Genomic DNA, 15,132 nt, shown 5'->3' with positions numbered 1-15,132 from the left:
CCCAGAGCCAAACACGCCGCACGTCCCAACCCTGCATCCTGACCTCCGTCGGGATGACGAGGGGCATGGCCAGCGCTCCACAACCCCCACCCGTCATCCTGACGAAAGTCAGGATCCAGGGCCAAACACGCCGCCCCTCGGTAACGCTGGATCCTGACTTTCGTCAGGATGACGGCAGTTGAGAAGCATCCTTCGCCAGCATCGCCCGCACCCCCGCCGCGACCTCAAGCCCGTCCTTCCCCCGCTCGCGCATCGCCGCGAGCGACGGCGCGCCGGTGCGCTTGGCCAGCCGCTCCCCGTCGGCCCCCAGCATCAGCGGGTGGTGGTGATAGCGCGGCGTCGGCAGACCCAGCAGCGCCTGCAACAGCCGGTGGACATCGGTCGCCGCGAACAGGTCGTCGCCGCGCACCACGTCGGTGACGCCCTGCGCCGCATCGTCGAGCGTCACCGCGAGGTGATAGCTCGCGGGCGCGTCCTTGCGCGCAAGCACCACGTCGCCCTGCGCGCCCGGGTCGGCGTATACCGTCCCCGCCCGCGCATCCTCCCACCAAAGCGGCCCCGTGACTGCGAGCGCCGCCGCCATGTCGATCCGCCAGCAATGCAGTTCGTGCATCCGCGCCGCCGCCTCGGCGGGCGTCAGCCGCCGGCACGTCCCCGGATAGACCGCGGCGTCCCCCGCATGCGGCGCGGACAGGCTCGCCGCGATCTCCGCGCGCGTGCAGAAGCACGAATAGAGCAGCCCGCGCATCTTCAGCGTCTCGAGCGCCGCCTGATACGACGCCAGCCGCGCGGACTGGAACGACAGGTCATCCCAGTCGAGCCCGAGCCAGCGCAGATCCTCCACGATTCCCGCGACATGCTCGGGTCGGCTGCGGCCCACGTCGATATCCTCGATCCGCAGCAGGAACCGCCCGCCGCGCGTCCGCGCAAAGTCGTGCGCGCGGATCGCCGACATCGCGTGGCCCAGGTGCAGCCGCCCCGTCGGACTGGGCGCGAACCGCGTCGTGACGAATGTCGCGCCGTTCACCGGACTTGACCCCATGTCCCGCGCCGTGCTGTCATGATGCCGTCATCCCGGTGCGCGATAGCGGTTTCGGGAATTCTGTGGGAGGAGCCGTGTTTCACCCCGACCTGATACGCCACCCGGATGGGTGTCCGGCGCTCGTGCTCAATGCCGATTATACGCCGCTTTCCTATTATCCGCTGAGCGTCTGGCCCTGGCAGACCGCGGTGAAGGCCGTCTTCCTCGATCGCGTCGATATCGTCGCCAATTACGAACGCGAGGTGCGCAGCGCCAATTTCGCGCTGAAGCTGCCTTCGGTGATCGCGCTCAAGCAGTTCGTCAAACCGTCGCAATTTCCCGCCTTCACCCGCTTCAACCTGTTCCTGCGCGACAAGTTCACCTGCCAATATTGCGGCAAGCTGCGCGATCTCACCTTCGACCATGTCATCCCGCGCGCGCAAGGCGGGCGCACCACATGGGAGAATGTCGTCACCGCCTGCGCACCGTGCAACCTCAAAAAGGGCGGGCGCACGCCACGACAGGCGGCGATGCCGCTCCATCTCGAGCCGATTCGCCCGACTAACTGGCATCTGCACGAGCATGGTCGCAGCTTTCCGCCAAATTATTTGCACGAAACCTGGCACGATTGGCTTTACTGGGACATTGAACTCGAAGCGTGACCGGGCGATCGGCTGCGCGAAGTGGGTCTTGGGAGACTGATCGATGCGGGTGATCTTGGGTGTGATGGCGGCGGGTCTGGTCGTCGCGGGATGCGGCGACAAGGACGCGCAGCGCGCCCAGGCGGATGCCGGCGCGGCCGGGTTCGTGCCCCCTTCGGTCACCTCGCGGCTCGACTTCGGCGCCAGCATGGAGCGGCGGTTCCGCACGCTCGACCGCAACGCCGACGATCGCATCACCAAGGACGAGCTGCCCTCTCCCAATGCGCGGATCAAGGCGTTCGACCGTAACAAGGACGGCGTGATCACCGCGATCGAATGGAGCGAGGGGACGCTGCAATGGTTCGACCGGATGGACCTGAACCGCGACGGCACCGTCACCTCGGAGGAACGCGCCGAATCGCGCAAACGCCAGCAGCCGTAATTTTATGTCGCAAACACGCCTCGACGCACCCTGAATTCATCGCGTGCCGAAGCGTCGACGGTTGACCTGATCCCTGTCGCAGCGCAGCAAGGGCGGATGGCAAGTCTTCCCGCAATCGCGAACAATCCCGACATCCGCTTCCTCGGCACGCTGCTCGGCGACGTCATCCGGCTCTACGGCGGCGACCGGCTATTCGAGGCGACCGAGACGATCCGTCGCGCCTCGGTCGAGCGCCACCGCGATGCCTCGGCGGGCCGCGACGGCGATCACAGCGCGGTCGACCTCAGCCTCGAGAAACTCAGCCTCGACGAGACGCTCGACTTCGTGCGCGGCTTCATGCTGTTCTCGATGCTCGCCAATCTCGCCGAGGATCGCCAGGGGATCGCCGCCGAGGAGGGCGCCGACCTTGCCGCCGCGATCACCCGGCTCGAGTCCGAGGGGATCGACCGCACGCAGGTCCGCGCGCTGCTCGATCACGCGCTGATCGTCCCCGTGCTCACCGCGCACCCGACCGAGGTGCGGCGCAAGAGCATGATCGACCACCGCAACCGGATCGCCGAGCTCATGCTGCTGCGCGATACCGGGCGCGATACGACCCCCGACGGCGATCAGGTCGAGGACGCGATCCTCCGCCAGATCGCCTTGCTGTGGCAGACGCGCGTGCTGCGCCGCGACCGGCTCTACGTCGCGGACGAGGTCGATACCGCGCTCAGCTATCTGCGCGACGTCTTCCTCCCCGCGCTCCCCGCACTCTACCAGCGCTGGGACCGCGCGCTCGGCGAACGCACGCCGAGCTTCCTCAAGCCCGGCAGCTGGATCGGCGGCGACCGCGACGGCAATCCCTATGTCACCGCCGACTCGCTACGGACCGCGCTTGCCAAGGCCAGCGAGGCGGTGCTCGGCTATTATTGCGAGGCGGTCCACGCGCTGGGGGCCGAACTGTCGATCTCGACCGAACATGCCACCGCCGACCCCGCGATCGAAGCGCTCGCCGCAGCGAGCGGCGACGACGCGACCAGCCGGGCCGACGAACCCTATCGCCGCGCGCTGTCGGGCATCTACGCGCGTCTCGCCGCGACCCACCAGGCGCTGACCGGCAAGCCCGCGCCGCGTCCCGGCCGCCTGACGGGCGCCGCCTATGCCAGCCCCACGGACCTGCGCGCCGATCTCGTCACGCTCGCGCACGGGCTCGGCACCGCGCTGAAAACCGGCGGCGCGCTCGGCCGGCTGATCCGCGCGGTCGAGACGTTCGGCTTCCACCTCGCCACGCTCGACCTGCGCCAGAACAGCGCCGTCCACGAACGCGTCGTCGCCGAACTGCTCAAGGTGTCGGGTGTCGAGCCGGACTATTGCGCGCTCGACGAGCAGGCGCGCGTCGCGCTGCTCCGCCGCGAACTCGCCAATGCGCGCCCGCTCACCACCCGCTTTGCCGATTACAGCGAGGAAACCGCGGGCGAGCTCGCGATCCTCCAGGCCGCCGCCGACGCGCATGCCGCCTATGGCCCCGCCTGCATCGCCAACTACATCGTCTCGATGGCGCAGTCGGTCAGCGACCTGCTCGAGGTCAATCTGCTGCTCAAGGAGGTCGGCCTCTACCGTCCTGGCGACACGCCCAGCGCGGCGATCATGGCGGTCCCGCTGTTCGAGACGATCGGCGATCTGGAGGCCGCGCCCGCGGTGATGACCGCGTGGTTCGCGCTCCCCGAGATCGCCACCATCTCGACCGCGCGCGGTCATCAGGAGGTGATGATCGGCTATTCGGACAGCAACAAGGATGGCGGCTACCTCACTTCCACCTGGCAATTGTCCAAGGCCTCGACCGCGCTCAGGCCCGTGTTCGAGCAAGCGGGCGTCGGCATGCAGCTGTTCCACGGCCGCGGTGGCGCGGTCGGGCGCGGCGGCGGCTCGGCGTTCGCGGCGATCCGTGCGCAGCCCATCGGCACCGTGCAGGGCCGTATCCGCATCACCGAACAGGGCGAGGTGATCGCCGCCAAATACGGCACGCGCGACGCGGCGATGACCAATCTCGAGGCGATCGCCTCGGCCACCCTGCTCGCCAGCCTCGAGCCCGAACGCCTCTCGACCGCCGACACCACGCGTTTCTGCGACGCGATGGACCGCCTCAGCGACACCGCGTTCCACAGCTATCGCGACCTCGTCTACGGCAGCAACGGCGACGATCGGGGCTTCCGCACGGTCTTCCGCCAGATGACGCCGATCGCCGAGATCGCCGGGCTCAAGATCGGCAGCCGTCCCGCCAGCCGCACCAAGTCCGACCGGATCGAGGATCTCCGCGCGATCCCCTGGGTGTTCAGCTGGGCGCAGGCGCGCGTCATGCTCCCCGGCTGGTACGGCGTCGGCCAGGCGCTCGCCGGGTTCGAGGACAAGGGGCTGCTGCGCGACATGGCGCAGGGCTGGCCGCTGTTCGCCTCAGCGCTCGCCAATCTGGAGATGGTGCTGGCGAAGTCCGACATGGCGATCGCCGAACGCTATGCCGGGCTGGTCGAGGACCGGGCGCTGCGCGACACCGTCTTCGGCCGGATCCGCGACGGCTGGCAGCAGACGCATGACGGGCTGCTCGACGCGACCGGCCAGTCGCGCCTGCTCGAAAAGCACCCCGCGCTCGAGGCGTCGATCCGCTTGCGCCTGCCCTATATCGAGCCGCTCAACCTGCTCCAGATCGAGCTGATCAAGCGCCGCCGCGCGGGCGAGGAGGATGCGCGCATCGGCGAGGCGATCCTGCTGTCGATCAACGCGATCGCGACGGGGCTGAGAAACTCAGGCTAATCCCCCTCTCCCCTCGGGGGAGAGGGAAGGGGCCCGCGGCGCTTGCCGCGGGAAGGGTGAGGGCAAGTAAGGCCAAGACCCTCACCCCAAACCCTCAGCCCGCCCCGTCAAAGAACGGCGCGGCAATCTCCGGCCGCACGCGCAGCAACCGCCCGCTCGCGCGGTCGAGCAGCGCCCAGGTCGTCACCGCGTCGAGCTTCACGCGCCCGTCATCGCCGACGAACCGCACATGCCGGTCGAACCGCGCACCCTTCGGTCCGCCCTCGACCCAGGTCTCGCCGGTCACCGTCTCGCCCGCGACCACGCTGCCGCGATAGTCGATTTCGTGCCGCGTCACGACCCAGACATAGGCGGCCTTGTGCTCGGCGGGCGCGACCGCCTCCCAATGCGCGGTCGCGATCCGCTGGATCCACTGGACCCAGACGGCATTGTTGACGTGGCCCAGCTCGTCGATATCCGCCTCGGCCGCGGTGATCGTCATCGTGAAGGTCATGCGCTGCGCTCCCGCCATTTCCGCCATGCGAACCAGCCGCCGCCGACCGCCAGCAGCGCCGCTGCGCCGAGCAGGATCAGCCGCCCGGTGCCGATCCGCCCCAGCATCTCCTCGATGACGTTGCCAAAGGCATAGCCGATCGCGCTGAACGCACAGCCCCACACGATCGCTGCGGCGAGGTTCACCGCCAGGAACAAGCCCTGTGAAATCCGGCTCGTCCCGATCGCGATCGGGCTGACGGTGCGGATCCCGTAGACGAAGCGATAGGCGAAGATGAACCGTCGCGGATAGCGTTCGAGCAGGTCGATCGCGCGTGCATAGGCCGACCGCCGCCGGATCGCCGCAATCGGGCGCGACTCGCGAAAATACCGCCCGCCGGCAAAGAACAGCTGATCCGCAACGAACGACCCGATCACCGCCGCCGCCATTGCGCCCGCCAGCGACACCAGCCCCTGATGCGCCAGCACCCCGCCCGTCACGACCGCCGCCTCCCCCTCGACCCCCGCGCCGAGAAAGATCGCAACGACACCATAGCGGGCGACCAACGCCTCGATCGTCACGCGGCAAGCGACCTTTGTTCACGCGAAGGCGCGAAGGCGCAAAGTTTAAGAGTCTTCGCGCGGAGGCGCGGAGGACGCAGAGTAGAAAAGCACGACATTCTTACTCTACTCCGCGTCTCCGCGCCTCCGCGCGAACCAATCTTCTTCGCGCCTTCGCGCCTTCGCGCCTTCGCGTGAACCAAAGCTTCTCAGCCGGTGCCACGCGAGCCAAGACTCACCCAGCCACGCCCAGCTGCCACAGCACGAACGCATGCTCCTCCGCCGCCTCGCGCAGCGACTCGAACCGGCCCGACTTGCCGCCATGACCCGCGCCCATGTTCGTCTTGAGCAGCAGGACATTGTCGTCGGTCTTCATCAACCGCAGCTTGGCCGCCCATTTCGCCGGCTCCCAATAGGTCACGCGCGGGTCGTTGAGTCCGCCGCTGATGAACATCGGCGGATAGGCCTGCGCCTTGACGTTGTCGTACGGCGAATAGGAGCGGATCAGCGCGAACGCCGCTGGATCCTCGATCGGATTGCCCCATTCGGGCCATTCCCCCGGCGTCAGCGGCAATTCGGCGTCGAGCATCGTGTTGAGCACGTCGACGAACGGCACGTCGGCGATCACCGGGCCCCAGAGCGCGGGGTCGGAATTGACCACCGCGCCCATCAACTCGCCACCCGCAGACCGCCCCGCGATCGCGATCCGCCCCGCCGAGGTCCACTTCGCGTCGACCAGCGCCTTTGCAACGTCGACGAAATCGTTGAACGTGTTCTCGCGCTTCTCCAGCTTGCCGTCGAGATACCATTGCTGTCCGAGGTCATCGCCGCCGCGGATATGCGCGATCGCATAGGCAAAGCCGCGGTCGAGCAGGCTCATCCGCCCGGTCGAGAAGCCCGGCGGGATCGCATAGCCGTACGCGCCATACGCATAGAGGAACACAGGCGCCGACCCGTCGCGCACGAACCCCGCCGGATAGACGATCGACACCGGAATCTCCGTCCCGTCCCGCGCGCGTATCTTCAGTCGCTCGGTCGCGTATTTCGCCGCGTCGTAACCGCTCGGGATCTCCTGCACCTTGAGCATCGTCCGCTCACCGGTATCGACGTCATAGTCGTACACCGTCCCCGGCGTGACCATCGACTCATAGCCGAGCCGCAGCACGGTCATGTCATATTCGGGATTATCGCCGAGCCCGGCGACATAGCTCGCCTCGGGAAACTCGATCCGCTTCCCCTCGGTCGGCGTCTCGTACCGGTGGATCGCGATCTGATCGAGCCCGTCCTCGCGCCCGTCGACCACGAAGAAGTCCTGATAGCACTCCACCCCGGTCATGTAGAAGGTCGGGCTGGCCGGGATCAGCTCGGTCCACGCGCCCGGCTCCTCGACCAGCGCGGTGCACAGGCGGAAGTTCGGATCGACGTCGTTGGTGTGGATGAACAGCGTGCCGTCATGCTCGTCGACGTCATATTCGCGCCCGACCTTGCGCGCCGAGACGAGGATCGGCACCGCCAGCGGCTCGTGCGCGGGGAGCAGATAGATCTCGCTCGTCACATGGTCGCTCGTCGCGATCACGATCCACTTGCGCGAACTCGTCTCGCCGACGCCGACGCGGAAACCCTCGTCCTCCTCGTGGAACAGCACGACGTCGTCTGTGATCGGCGTCCCCAGCCGGTGGAACCGCGCATTGTCGGTCCGCCACTGCTCGTTCGCGAGGCCATAGAGGAAGCCCGCATCGTCCGCGGTCCACACGATCTCGCTGAGCATGCCCGGAATCACGTCGGGCAGATGCTCGCCGGTGTCGAGGTCCTTGACCCGGACCTCGAACCGCTCGCTTCCATTGTCGTCGATCGCATAGGCGAGATAGCGCCCGTCATTGCTGACCGAGAACGCGCCGAGCCGGAAATATTCATGCCCCTCGGCCAGCGCGGGCTCGTCGAGCAGCAGCTCGTCGTCACCGCCCGCAACGGGCTTGCGCCACCATTTCTTGTACTGGCCGCCGGTCTCGTAGGCGGTCCAGTAGAGCCAGTCGCCATCCTTTTGCGGGACCGAGGATTCGTCCTCCTTGATCCGCGCCTTCATCTCTTCGTACAACGTGTCGGTCAGCGCCTTGTGCGGCGCCATCTGCGCTTCGAAATAGGCGTTCTCGGCGGCGAGATACGCCAGCACGTCCGCGTCATCGACCTCGGGATAGTTCGGATCCTTCAGCCACGCATAGGGGTCCTCGATCGTCACGCCATGCGCGGTGAAGCTGTGCGGCCGCTGCTCGGCACGCGGCGGAACGGATGCGGGCTCGGGCGAGGAGATGGCAGGGGAATTCATGGTCATCCCCCCTGTTACCGCCCCCACGACCGGAAGCCAACGCAAGAGGCCCTCCCCGCCTGCACCCAGACGCAGGCACCGCGGCCCACGCCCCCTCCCCCGTCATCCCCGCCCCCTTATCCCGTCATCCTGACGAAAGTCAGGATCCAGGGTTGCTAACCTGAGCGCTCGTGGCTCTGGATCCTGACCTTCGTCAGGATGACGGCGAGGGTGTGCGGACGCGGCGGCAGACGGAGGACGGGATAACGACGCGACACCCCCGCCCCTCGCGAGCAAAGCCCGCTGTCCTACACGCCGCGTTTCTGTCACAACGCGCGCCATGCCCTGTCACGGCCCCGTCCCGATCCCCGTGCATGCGTGCGCAGATCTAGCCGACGACCCCGTGAACACCCGGACCGCGATGCGTCCAGCGCGTCAACGTCCTAAACCTATGCCCCGACGAGAGACCCCATGACCCCTCCGACGCCCGCCCGACCCGCAACCCCGCTCGCAGACCGACTCACCGCGCTCCGCGCCCATCTCGCCGCCGCCGGCCTCGACGGCTTCGTCGTGCCGCTGACCGACGAGCATATGAGCGAATATGTCGGGGCCTATGCGCAGCGGCTCGGCTGGCTGACCGGCTTCCAGGGCTCGGCGGGCAGCGCCGCGGTGCTCGCCGACCGCGCCGCGATCTTCACCGATGGCCGCTACACGCTCCAGGTCCGCGAACAGGTCGACGGCGATCACTGGGACTATGCCGCCGTGCCGCAGACGAGCGTCGCCGCCTGGCTCGGCACCCACGTCGCCGAGGGCGCGCGGATCGGCTATGACGCGTGGCTGCACACCAGCGCCTGGGTCGCCGAAGCCAGCGCGGTGCTCGCCGATCGCGGGGCTGAGCTCGTCGCGGTCGATGCCAACCCGATCGACACGATCTGGACCGACCGCCCCGCGCCCTCACCCGCCAGGATCACTATTCAGCCCGACCAGTTCGCCGGCGCCTCGTCCGCCGAAAAGCGCGCGCGGATCGCCGACTGGCTCGCCGAACAGCGCGCCGACGCGGTCGTTCTCTCCGCGCTCGATTCGATCGCCTGGACGCTCAACATCCGCGGCGACGACGTCAGCCACACCCCCGTCGCGCTCAGCTATGCGATCGTCGGCGCCGACGGCACCACCGACCTGTTCGTCGCGCCCGAAAAGCTCGACGACACCGTCCGCCAGCATCTCGGCAACGCGGTCCGCGTCCATGACCGCGGCGCGTTCCAGCCCGCGCTGCATGACTATGCGGGCAAGCGCGTCGCCGCCGACCCCGAACGCGCGGTCGCCGCGATTTCCGACGCACTGACCGCGGGCGGGGCCAAGGTCCTCGCGCTGCGCGATCCCGTCGTGCTCGCCAAGGCGCTCAAGAACCCGGTCGAGATCGCCGGCCACCGCGCCGCCTCGGTCCGCGACGGCGCCGCGCTCGCGCGCTTCCTGCGCTGGGTCGAGACCGACTGCGCCGACGGCAGCCAGACCGAATTGTCCGCCACCGCGAAGCTGCTCGCCTTCCGCGAGGCGACCGGGCTGCTGAAGGACACGTCGTTCGACACGATCTCGGCCACCGGCGCGCACGGCGCCAGCCCGCACTACCACTGCACCGAAGAGTCGAACGTCCCCCTCGAGCCCGGCCAGCTCTATCTGGTCGATTCGGGCGGCCAATATGCCGATGGCACGACCGACGTGACGCGCGTCATGCCGATCGGCGCACTGTCACCCGAACAGGGCAAGGAGATCCGCGACCGCTTCACGCGCGTGCTCAAGGGCCATATCGCGATCGCGACCGCGGTCTTCCCCGACGGCACGCTCGGCGGCCAGATCGACGCGTTCGCGCGGCGGCCGCTCTGGGAGGCGGGGCTCGATTTCGCGCACGGCACCGGTCACGGCATCGGCGCCTATCTGGCGGTGCACGAGGGGCCACAGCGGATCGCCTCGCCCAACTATCCCGGCGGCGCGGCAATGGAGCCGCTGCGTGCGGGGATGATGCTGTCGAACGAGCCCGGTTATTACAAGGCGGGCGAATACGGCATCCGGATCGAGAATCTGCTGCTGATCGAACCGCGCAGCATTCCCGGCGCGGACCGCGACATGCTCGGCTTCGAGACGCTGACCTTCTGCCCGATCGAGCGCACGCTGATCGAGCCGTCGCTGCTCACGCAGCCCGAGCTCGCGTGGCTCAACGCCTATCACGCGCAGGTGTTCGAGACGCTGTCGCCCGAGATGACGGGGGACGATCTGGCCTGGCTGCGCGAAAAATGCGCGCCGATCGGCTGACGCCCTAGTCTTCGGTCGCGGCCTTCGGCGTGGGTTCGGCCGCGGCGGCGCGCGCCTGCGCCTTGCGCCGCCGCAGGTTCTCGCGCAGCGCCGCCGCCATTCGCTCCGCCTTTTCGGCGGCCTTCTGATCCCGCATATCCATAATTACGCCCTATATTGCCGCACCGTGCCTTGACAATCGCGCCGCCCTCGTCTCTTAGCCCCACTCCGCCGGCAGCGATGTCGGCGAGTGCTGCCGTAGCTCAGTGGTAGAGCGCATCCTTGGTAAGGCTGAGGTCGTGAGTTCAATCCTCACCGGCAGCACCATCTTATTCCGTCCCGCCGATCGGCCGGACACCCCACCCGCCCGATTTCGACTGAAGATCCCCCCCAGCGGGGCGCCGAGGCGAGCTAGTGCGCGATCGCCCGCAGCGCCGAAGCCTCGGTCGCCGGCAACTGGTCGATCCCGGTGCGCGGTACCTGGAACAGGCCATGGCGCATCGCCGCCTCGCCGGCTGCATTGCTCGCGGTCCAGCTCGCCAGCCACGGCGACAGCAACAGCCCCAGCGTCACCGGCGCCAGCCACAGCGCGGTCACCGGCACGGCGGGTGACAGCGCGAGCAGCGCCACGCCCGCGACCAGATGCCACCGGTAGCGCGGCAGGACGGCGCGGATCGTCAGCCCGTCGCGGTCGCGGTTCTGCGGGTTCCACCCCGACGGCTGCCCGCGGAAGATGCTGATCAGGTCCATCGTCTGCGTGAGCATGATGATCGGCGCGGACAGCATCGACAGCGGGATCTCGGCCAGCGTCGAGGAGATGATCGCGCGCGCGCCGCCGAAGGCTTCGCGCCGCGCCGTGTCCGACACCGCCCAGATGATCCCGAGCAGCTTGGGCCCGAACAGCAGCACCACCGTCATCGCCAGCACGCGCGCGGACGTCGTCGCCTCGACCAGCTTGCTTTCCCCCGCGAACGCCTGCGCGATCGTCGTCAGGATCAGCACCAGCCATGCGGGCGACGTCATATAGGCCGAGGCGCCGATCAGCAGCTGCAGCCGATTGACCCAGTGAAAGCCATCCGAATTCAGCAGCTGAAGATGCTGGATATTGCCCTGCGCCCAGCGCCGGTCGCGCACCGCCATGTCGATCAGCGTCGGCGGAAACTCCTCATAGCTGTCGTCGATCATGATCAGGTGCACCGCCCAGCCACGCCGGCGCAGCAGCGCCGCCTCGACCATGTCGTGGCTCATGATCGCCCCGCCGAAGGGCGCAGCGCCCGGCAGCACGGGCAGACCGCAACTCTCGGCGAAGGCGCGCGTGCGGATCATCGCGTTATGCCCCCAGAAGCTCGCCTCGGCGCCCGACCACCACACCAGCCCGGCGGTCGAGATCGGCCCGTAGAGCCGGCTGTTGAACTGCATCCAGCGCTGGAACAGCGTCGTGCCGCCGTAGATCGTCGGGACGGTCTGCAACAACCCGACCGACGGTCGGCTTTCCATGACCTGCGCCATGCCGATCATCGCCTCGGCGCTCATCAGGCTGTCCGCGTCGAGCATCATCATATGGTCATAGGCGCCGCCGAACCGGCTGACCCAATCGGCGACGTTGCCGGGCTTGCGCGCGACATTGGCAGTCCGTCGCCGGTAGTGCAGCGGCACCTGCGAGCGCGCCGCCAGCATCGCCCAGGCCGCGCGTTCGCGCGGCTCGGCATCCTCGCCCGAGTCGCTCAGGACGAAAAACGCGAAACTGCCCGCCTCACCCGCTGCGTCGACGTCGTGCATCATCCGCGCGATCCGGCCGAACACCGCGTCGACATCCTCGTTGTAGATCGGCACGAGCACGGCGGTCTTCCCGATCAGGTTGCCGCGGTTGCGTGGTGCGGGCACGAACCCGGGATGCATGCCCGTCATCAGCAAAATGAACCCGATCAGCGAGGTCAGGAACCCGAACGCGATCCAGCCGAACAGCGGGAAGAACAATGCGAGCAACGCGACGTCCCACAGGTCGATCCCGTCGCCGAGCAGCGAGATCCTGCACCGCAGCCGATGCGGTGGTCGCGATCAGGCTGGTCAGCAGGAACAGCAGCAGACGCCGCGACAGCATTCCCTCGGGCGATGTCACGACGCTGCGCGCGGTCGCGGCGCCACCCATCGCGTCGTCCGTTGCCGCTAGCGGTCCCCCGCCCGCCCCCATCGCGCGAAAATCCTGGATGGGCATCGCGATCGGCAGATCGGGCGGCAATTGGCGTGCCGCATCGCGCGACGAGACAGGCGGGGCGGCAGGGTCAGGGGCGCCAGGGTCAGGGGCGCCAGGGTCAGGGGCGGCGTCGGGGGCGGGGTCGGGCATCTCAGGCCCCGATCTGTGTCAGCAGCGTTTCGCTCAGCGACAGGGTGCCGCGCTTCAGATACAGCCGGACATCGGCGGTCGCACCCCGCTCGGGCTCGATATCGACGGTGACGCGCCAGCGATTGGGCTGGCCGACGACGGGATAGGCGGCATTGGCCAGCACGCGACCACGCCCGACGTCGACCTGCGCGGTCACGCCGCTCGACCGGTCGAGCCCGGCCAGCGTCGTACCGACGAAATCGACGACCAGCTTGCGCGCGCCCGCGGTGGGGGCCGAGCCGGGCCGACCCGCGGCACCGCGCCACGTATCCACCACATGCGCGGCCGTCGCGACGGAGGCGTCGCGCGACGCCCAGGTCAGGCGATAGTCGAACGTCAGCGTCTGACCCGCCTTGGCAGGCGCGTCGGGCACCCAGAACGCCGCGACGTTGTCGACCGTCTCGCTTGCGGTCGGAAACGCGTACAGCGTCACCGCGCCCTTGCCCCAGTCGCCCTTGGGCTCGACCCACAAATTGGGGCGCCGGTCGTAGAATGCGCCGTCGTCCTGGTAATGATCGAACGCGCGGTCGCGCTGGATCAGCCCGAAACCACGCGGATTGCTGTCCTGGAAACTGTCGAGCGTCGGGGTGGCGGGATTGTCGAGCGGTCGCCAGATCCGCTCCCCGACCCGCTCGCCATGGCGAGCCCGTCCGAGTCGTGGATCTCGGGTCGCCAGTCGATCGCGGCTGCACGGTTGCCCTCGCCGTACCAGAACATGCTCGTCGCAGGCGCGATGCCGAGCCGCGCCACATCCTTGCGCAGCGTGATCGTCGACGACACGTCCTGCACCACGCCGCCATCGGCGCCGGACCCGGCCGTGTGACGACAGAGGAACCGGTAGGCGCCCGTCACGCTCGGCCCATCGAGCAGCGCATAGATCGTATAGGCCTGCGCGCCGCTCGGCTCGATCCAGAACGCGGTGAAGGCGGGGAATTCCTCCTTGCCGTCGATCCCGGTGTCGATCGCGATGCCGCGTGCGGACAGGCCATATTGATCCTGCGAACCGGCGGTGCGGAAATAGGACGCGCCGATATACGCCATCCAGTCGCTCTTGCCGTCCGGTGAAACCGCGCGGAACCCGGCGAGCCCCAGCGCCGCATGGTGGCCGGCGGTCGCCTGGAACAGGTCGGGGGTAAAATCGACGGCGCGCGCCTGCCCGCCCTCGACGATGTGGATCGCAACGGGCGTCGGCGCGTAACGGCCGAGCGGGAACAACCGGATACCCCCCGCCAACGTCCTGTCAGGCTTGTAGGTGATCGATCCGACCGCATCGTAATCGATCGCCTCCGCCGCCGCGGCTTTCGCGGGCGCACGATAGGGCTGGCTCGCGAGCGCCGCGGCGCGCGCCTTGAGCGAGTCCCAGGAGAAGGGCTCGACCTTGCCGCGTCCCGGCTGTGCCTGACGCGGCGTGCGGGTCTGCGCTCGCGCTGCGCCGGGCGGGATGCCCAAGGCGCCAAGCGCCAGGATGATGTCGCGTCGGCTGGTTTTGCTCATCCCGGCATTATCGAACGTCGCGCGCCGCAGTGCAACATCGCCGACTGTGGCTCGGACCCACCGGTCTGGAAACGCGGTGGATCCCACTGCCGATCGCGCGGCGAGACGGGGTGATGCGTGCGCCTACAGGGCCTTCAAGGCGGCGATGATCATCTGGCTGGTGATCCTCGCGGTCTCGACTTCCGACAGACGCGGCCGCGACAGCGTGCGATGACCAAGCCCGAACATGAACGCCAGCACGAGCTCCTCCGCGCCGTCCAGCGCCTCGGACGTCAGCAACGGATTGGCGACGCACGCCAGCTCGCGAACGACCGAGCGGAACCCGAGACACAGCGTCGCGATCGTATCAGCGACGTCGCTGTTGCGGTGCGCCTCCGCCATGATGTCGAACGACAGCGCCTCGTCCCCCTTGGCAAGCGCGTGTCGGGCAAGATGTTCGAACCCCGCCTCGATCGTCACCCGCCCCGACGTCACGTCGTCGGTCAAGGCACGCAACTCCGCCTCCTTGGCCTCGGAGTCCTCGAGAACGAGCGCCTTGATGAGCGCATTCTTGTCGGTGAACAGGCGATAGATCAGGCCAACGCTGACATCCGCTGCCGCCGCGAGTTCTGCCATCGATGTCCGGTGAAAGCCCTTGGTGGCATAAAGGTGCCGCGCTGCGTCGACGATCCGTTTCTGCCCTGCGCTCTCATGTTGCACTGCACCCAATACGCCACTCCAAAAGGTTTTTTTGCTTGACCCGGC

At 68.2% G+C, this 15,132-nt stretch carries 11 protein-coding genes, 1 tRNA gene and 1 pseudogene; 5 read left to right on the top strand and 8 right to left on the bottom strand.

Annotated elements, in window-relative coordinates; translation table 11 throughout:
• Positions 1-163 precede the first annotated feature (163 nt).
• Positions 164-1,027, bottom strand: a complete 864-nt coding sequence (gene gluQRS, locus QP165_RS12170; RefSeq protein ID WP_443019288.1) for a tRNA glutamyl-Q(34) synthetase GluQRS — start codon at positions 1,025-1,027, stop codon at positions 164-166.
• Between the two features lie 89 nt (positions 1,028-1,116).
• On the opposite strand from gluQRS, the gene QP165_RS12165 reads away from it, so the two are divergent.
• From QP165_RS12165 to ppc, 3 genes are all read left to right on the top strand, one after another.
• Entirely contained in the window at positions 1,117-1,683 is a 567-nt protein-coding gene (locus tag QP165_RS12165; RefSeq protein WP_056019612.1) for an HNH endonuclease, read from the top strand.
• Between the two features lie 43 nt (positions 1,684-1,726).
• Entirely contained in the window at positions 1,727-2,104 is a 378-nt protein-coding gene (locus tag QP165_RS12160; protein ID WP_056019609.1) for an EF-hand domain-containing protein, read from the top strand.
• 96 nt (positions 2,105-2,200) lie between these two features.
• On the top strand, positions 2,201-4,891 hold the full coding sequence (gene ppc / locus QP165_RS12155) for a phosphoenolpyruvate carboxylase (protein ID WP_333995850.1): 2,691 nt from the start codon (positions 2,201-2,203) through the stop codon (positions 4,889-4,891).
• Positions 4,892-4,985: 94 nt separating this feature from the next.
• Here the strand turns inward: ppc and QP165_RS12150 are convergent, their stop codons facing one another.
• From QP165_RS12150 to QP165_RS12140, 3 genes are all read right to left on the bottom strand, one after another.
• The gene (locus QP165_RS12150; protein ID WP_333995849.1) at positions 4,986-5,384 is read right to left on the bottom strand and encodes an acyl-CoA thioesterase; all 399 of its coding nucleotides are present in this window, start codon (positions 5,382-5,384) and stop codon (positions 4,986-4,988) included.
• Positions 5,381-5,944: a DedA family protein gene (locus QP165_RS12145; RefSeq protein WP_333995848.1), complete on the bottom strand. Its 564-nt coding sequence runs from the start codon at positions 5,942-5,944 to the stop codon at positions 5,381-5,383. Before QP165_RS12145 ends, QP165_RS12150 begins: the two co-directional genes overlap by 4 nt.
• 214 nt (positions 5,945-6,158) lie before the next feature.
• The gene (locus QP165_RS12140) at positions 6,159-8,246 is read right to left on the bottom strand and encodes a S9 family peptidase (protein WP_333995847.1); all 2,088 of its coding nucleotides are present in this window, start codon (positions 8,244-8,246) and stop codon (positions 6,159-6,161) included.
• A 450-nt stretch (positions 8,247-8,696) separates the two neighbouring features.
• Between QP165_RS12140 and QP165_RS12135 the strand changes: the two genes are divergently transcribed.
• Entirely contained in the window at positions 8,697-10,532 is a 1,836-nt protein-coding gene (locus QP165_RS12135) for an aminopeptidase P family protein (RefSeq protein WP_333995846.1), read from the top strand.
• Positions 10,533-10,536: 4 nt separating this feature from the next.
• Here the strand turns inward: QP165_RS12135 and QP165_RS12130 are convergent, their stop codons facing one another.
• Entirely contained in the window at positions 10,537-10,674 is a 138-nt protein-coding gene (locus QP165_RS12130) for a hypothetical protein (RefSeq protein WP_200916293.1), read from the bottom strand.
• Positions 10,675-10,763: 89 nt separating this feature from the next.
• On the opposite strand from QP165_RS12130, the gene QP165_RS12125 reads away from it, so the two are divergent.
• Positions 10,764-10,838: transfer RNA gene (locus QP165_RS12125), tRNA-Thr, on the top strand.
• An 84-nt stretch (positions 10,839-10,922) separates the two neighbouring features.
• Here the strand turns inward: QP165_RS12125 and mdoH are convergent.
• From mdoH to QP165_RS12110, 3 genes and pseudogenes are all read right to left on the bottom strand, one after another.
• Positions 10,923-12,497 (bottom strand): glucans biosynthesis glucosyltransferase MdoH, encoded by a 1,575-nt coding sequence (mdoH, locus tag QP165_RS12120; protein WP_333995845.1) that lies wholly within the window; start codon positions 12,495-12,497, stop codon positions 10,923-10,925.
• Between the two features lie 359 nt (positions 12,498-12,856).
• Positions 12,857-14,388, bottom strand: a pseudogene (locus QP165_RS12115) (glucan biosynthesis protein).
• 123 nt (positions 14,389-14,511) lie between these two features.
• On the bottom strand, positions 14,512-15,087 hold the full coding sequence (locus QP165_RS12110) for a TetR/AcrR family transcriptional regulator (RefSeq protein WP_327196480.1): 576 nt from the start codon (positions 15,085-15,087) through the stop codon (positions 14,512-14,514).
• Between the last annotated feature and the right edge of the window lie 45 nt (positions 15,088-15,132).

This window comes from Sphingomonas sp. 22R3R2A-7 (assembly GCF_036856055.1).
GTDB lineage: Bacteria > Pseudomonadota > Alphaproteobacteria > Sphingomonadales > Sphingomonadaceae > Sphingomonas.
Note: the sequence above shows the minus strand (reverse complement) of the source record. Positions and strands in the feature narration are given on the sequence as shown.

What these genes read in the sequence shown, in the direction of transcription:
- QP165_RS12135 (WP_333995846.1), top strand. Translation starts at nt 8,697, where the DNA reads ATGACCCCTCCGACGCCCGCCCGACCCGCAACCCCGCTCGCAGACCGA.
- QP165_RS12140 (WP_333995847.1), bottom strand. Translation starts at nt 8,246, where the DNA reads ATGAATTCCCCTGCCATCTCCTCGCCCGAGCCCGCATCCGTTCCGCCG.
- ppc (WP_333995850.1), top strand. Translation starts at nt 2,201, where the DNA reads ATGGCAAGTCTTCCCGCAATCGCGAACAATCCCGACATCCGCTTCCTC.
- QP165_RS12160 (WP_056019609.1), top strand. Translation starts at nt 1,727, where the DNA reads ATGCGGGTGATCTTGGGTGTGATGGCGGCGGGTCTGGTCGTCGCGGGA.
- QP165_RS12130 (WP_200916293.1), bottom strand. Translation starts at nt 10,674, where the DNA reads ATGGATATGCGGGATCAGAAGGCCGCCGAAAAGGCGGAGCGAATGGCG.
- QP165_RS12150 (WP_333995849.1), bottom strand. Translation starts at nt 5,384, where the DNA reads ATGACCTTCACGATGACGATCACCGCGGCCGAGGCGGATATCGACGAG.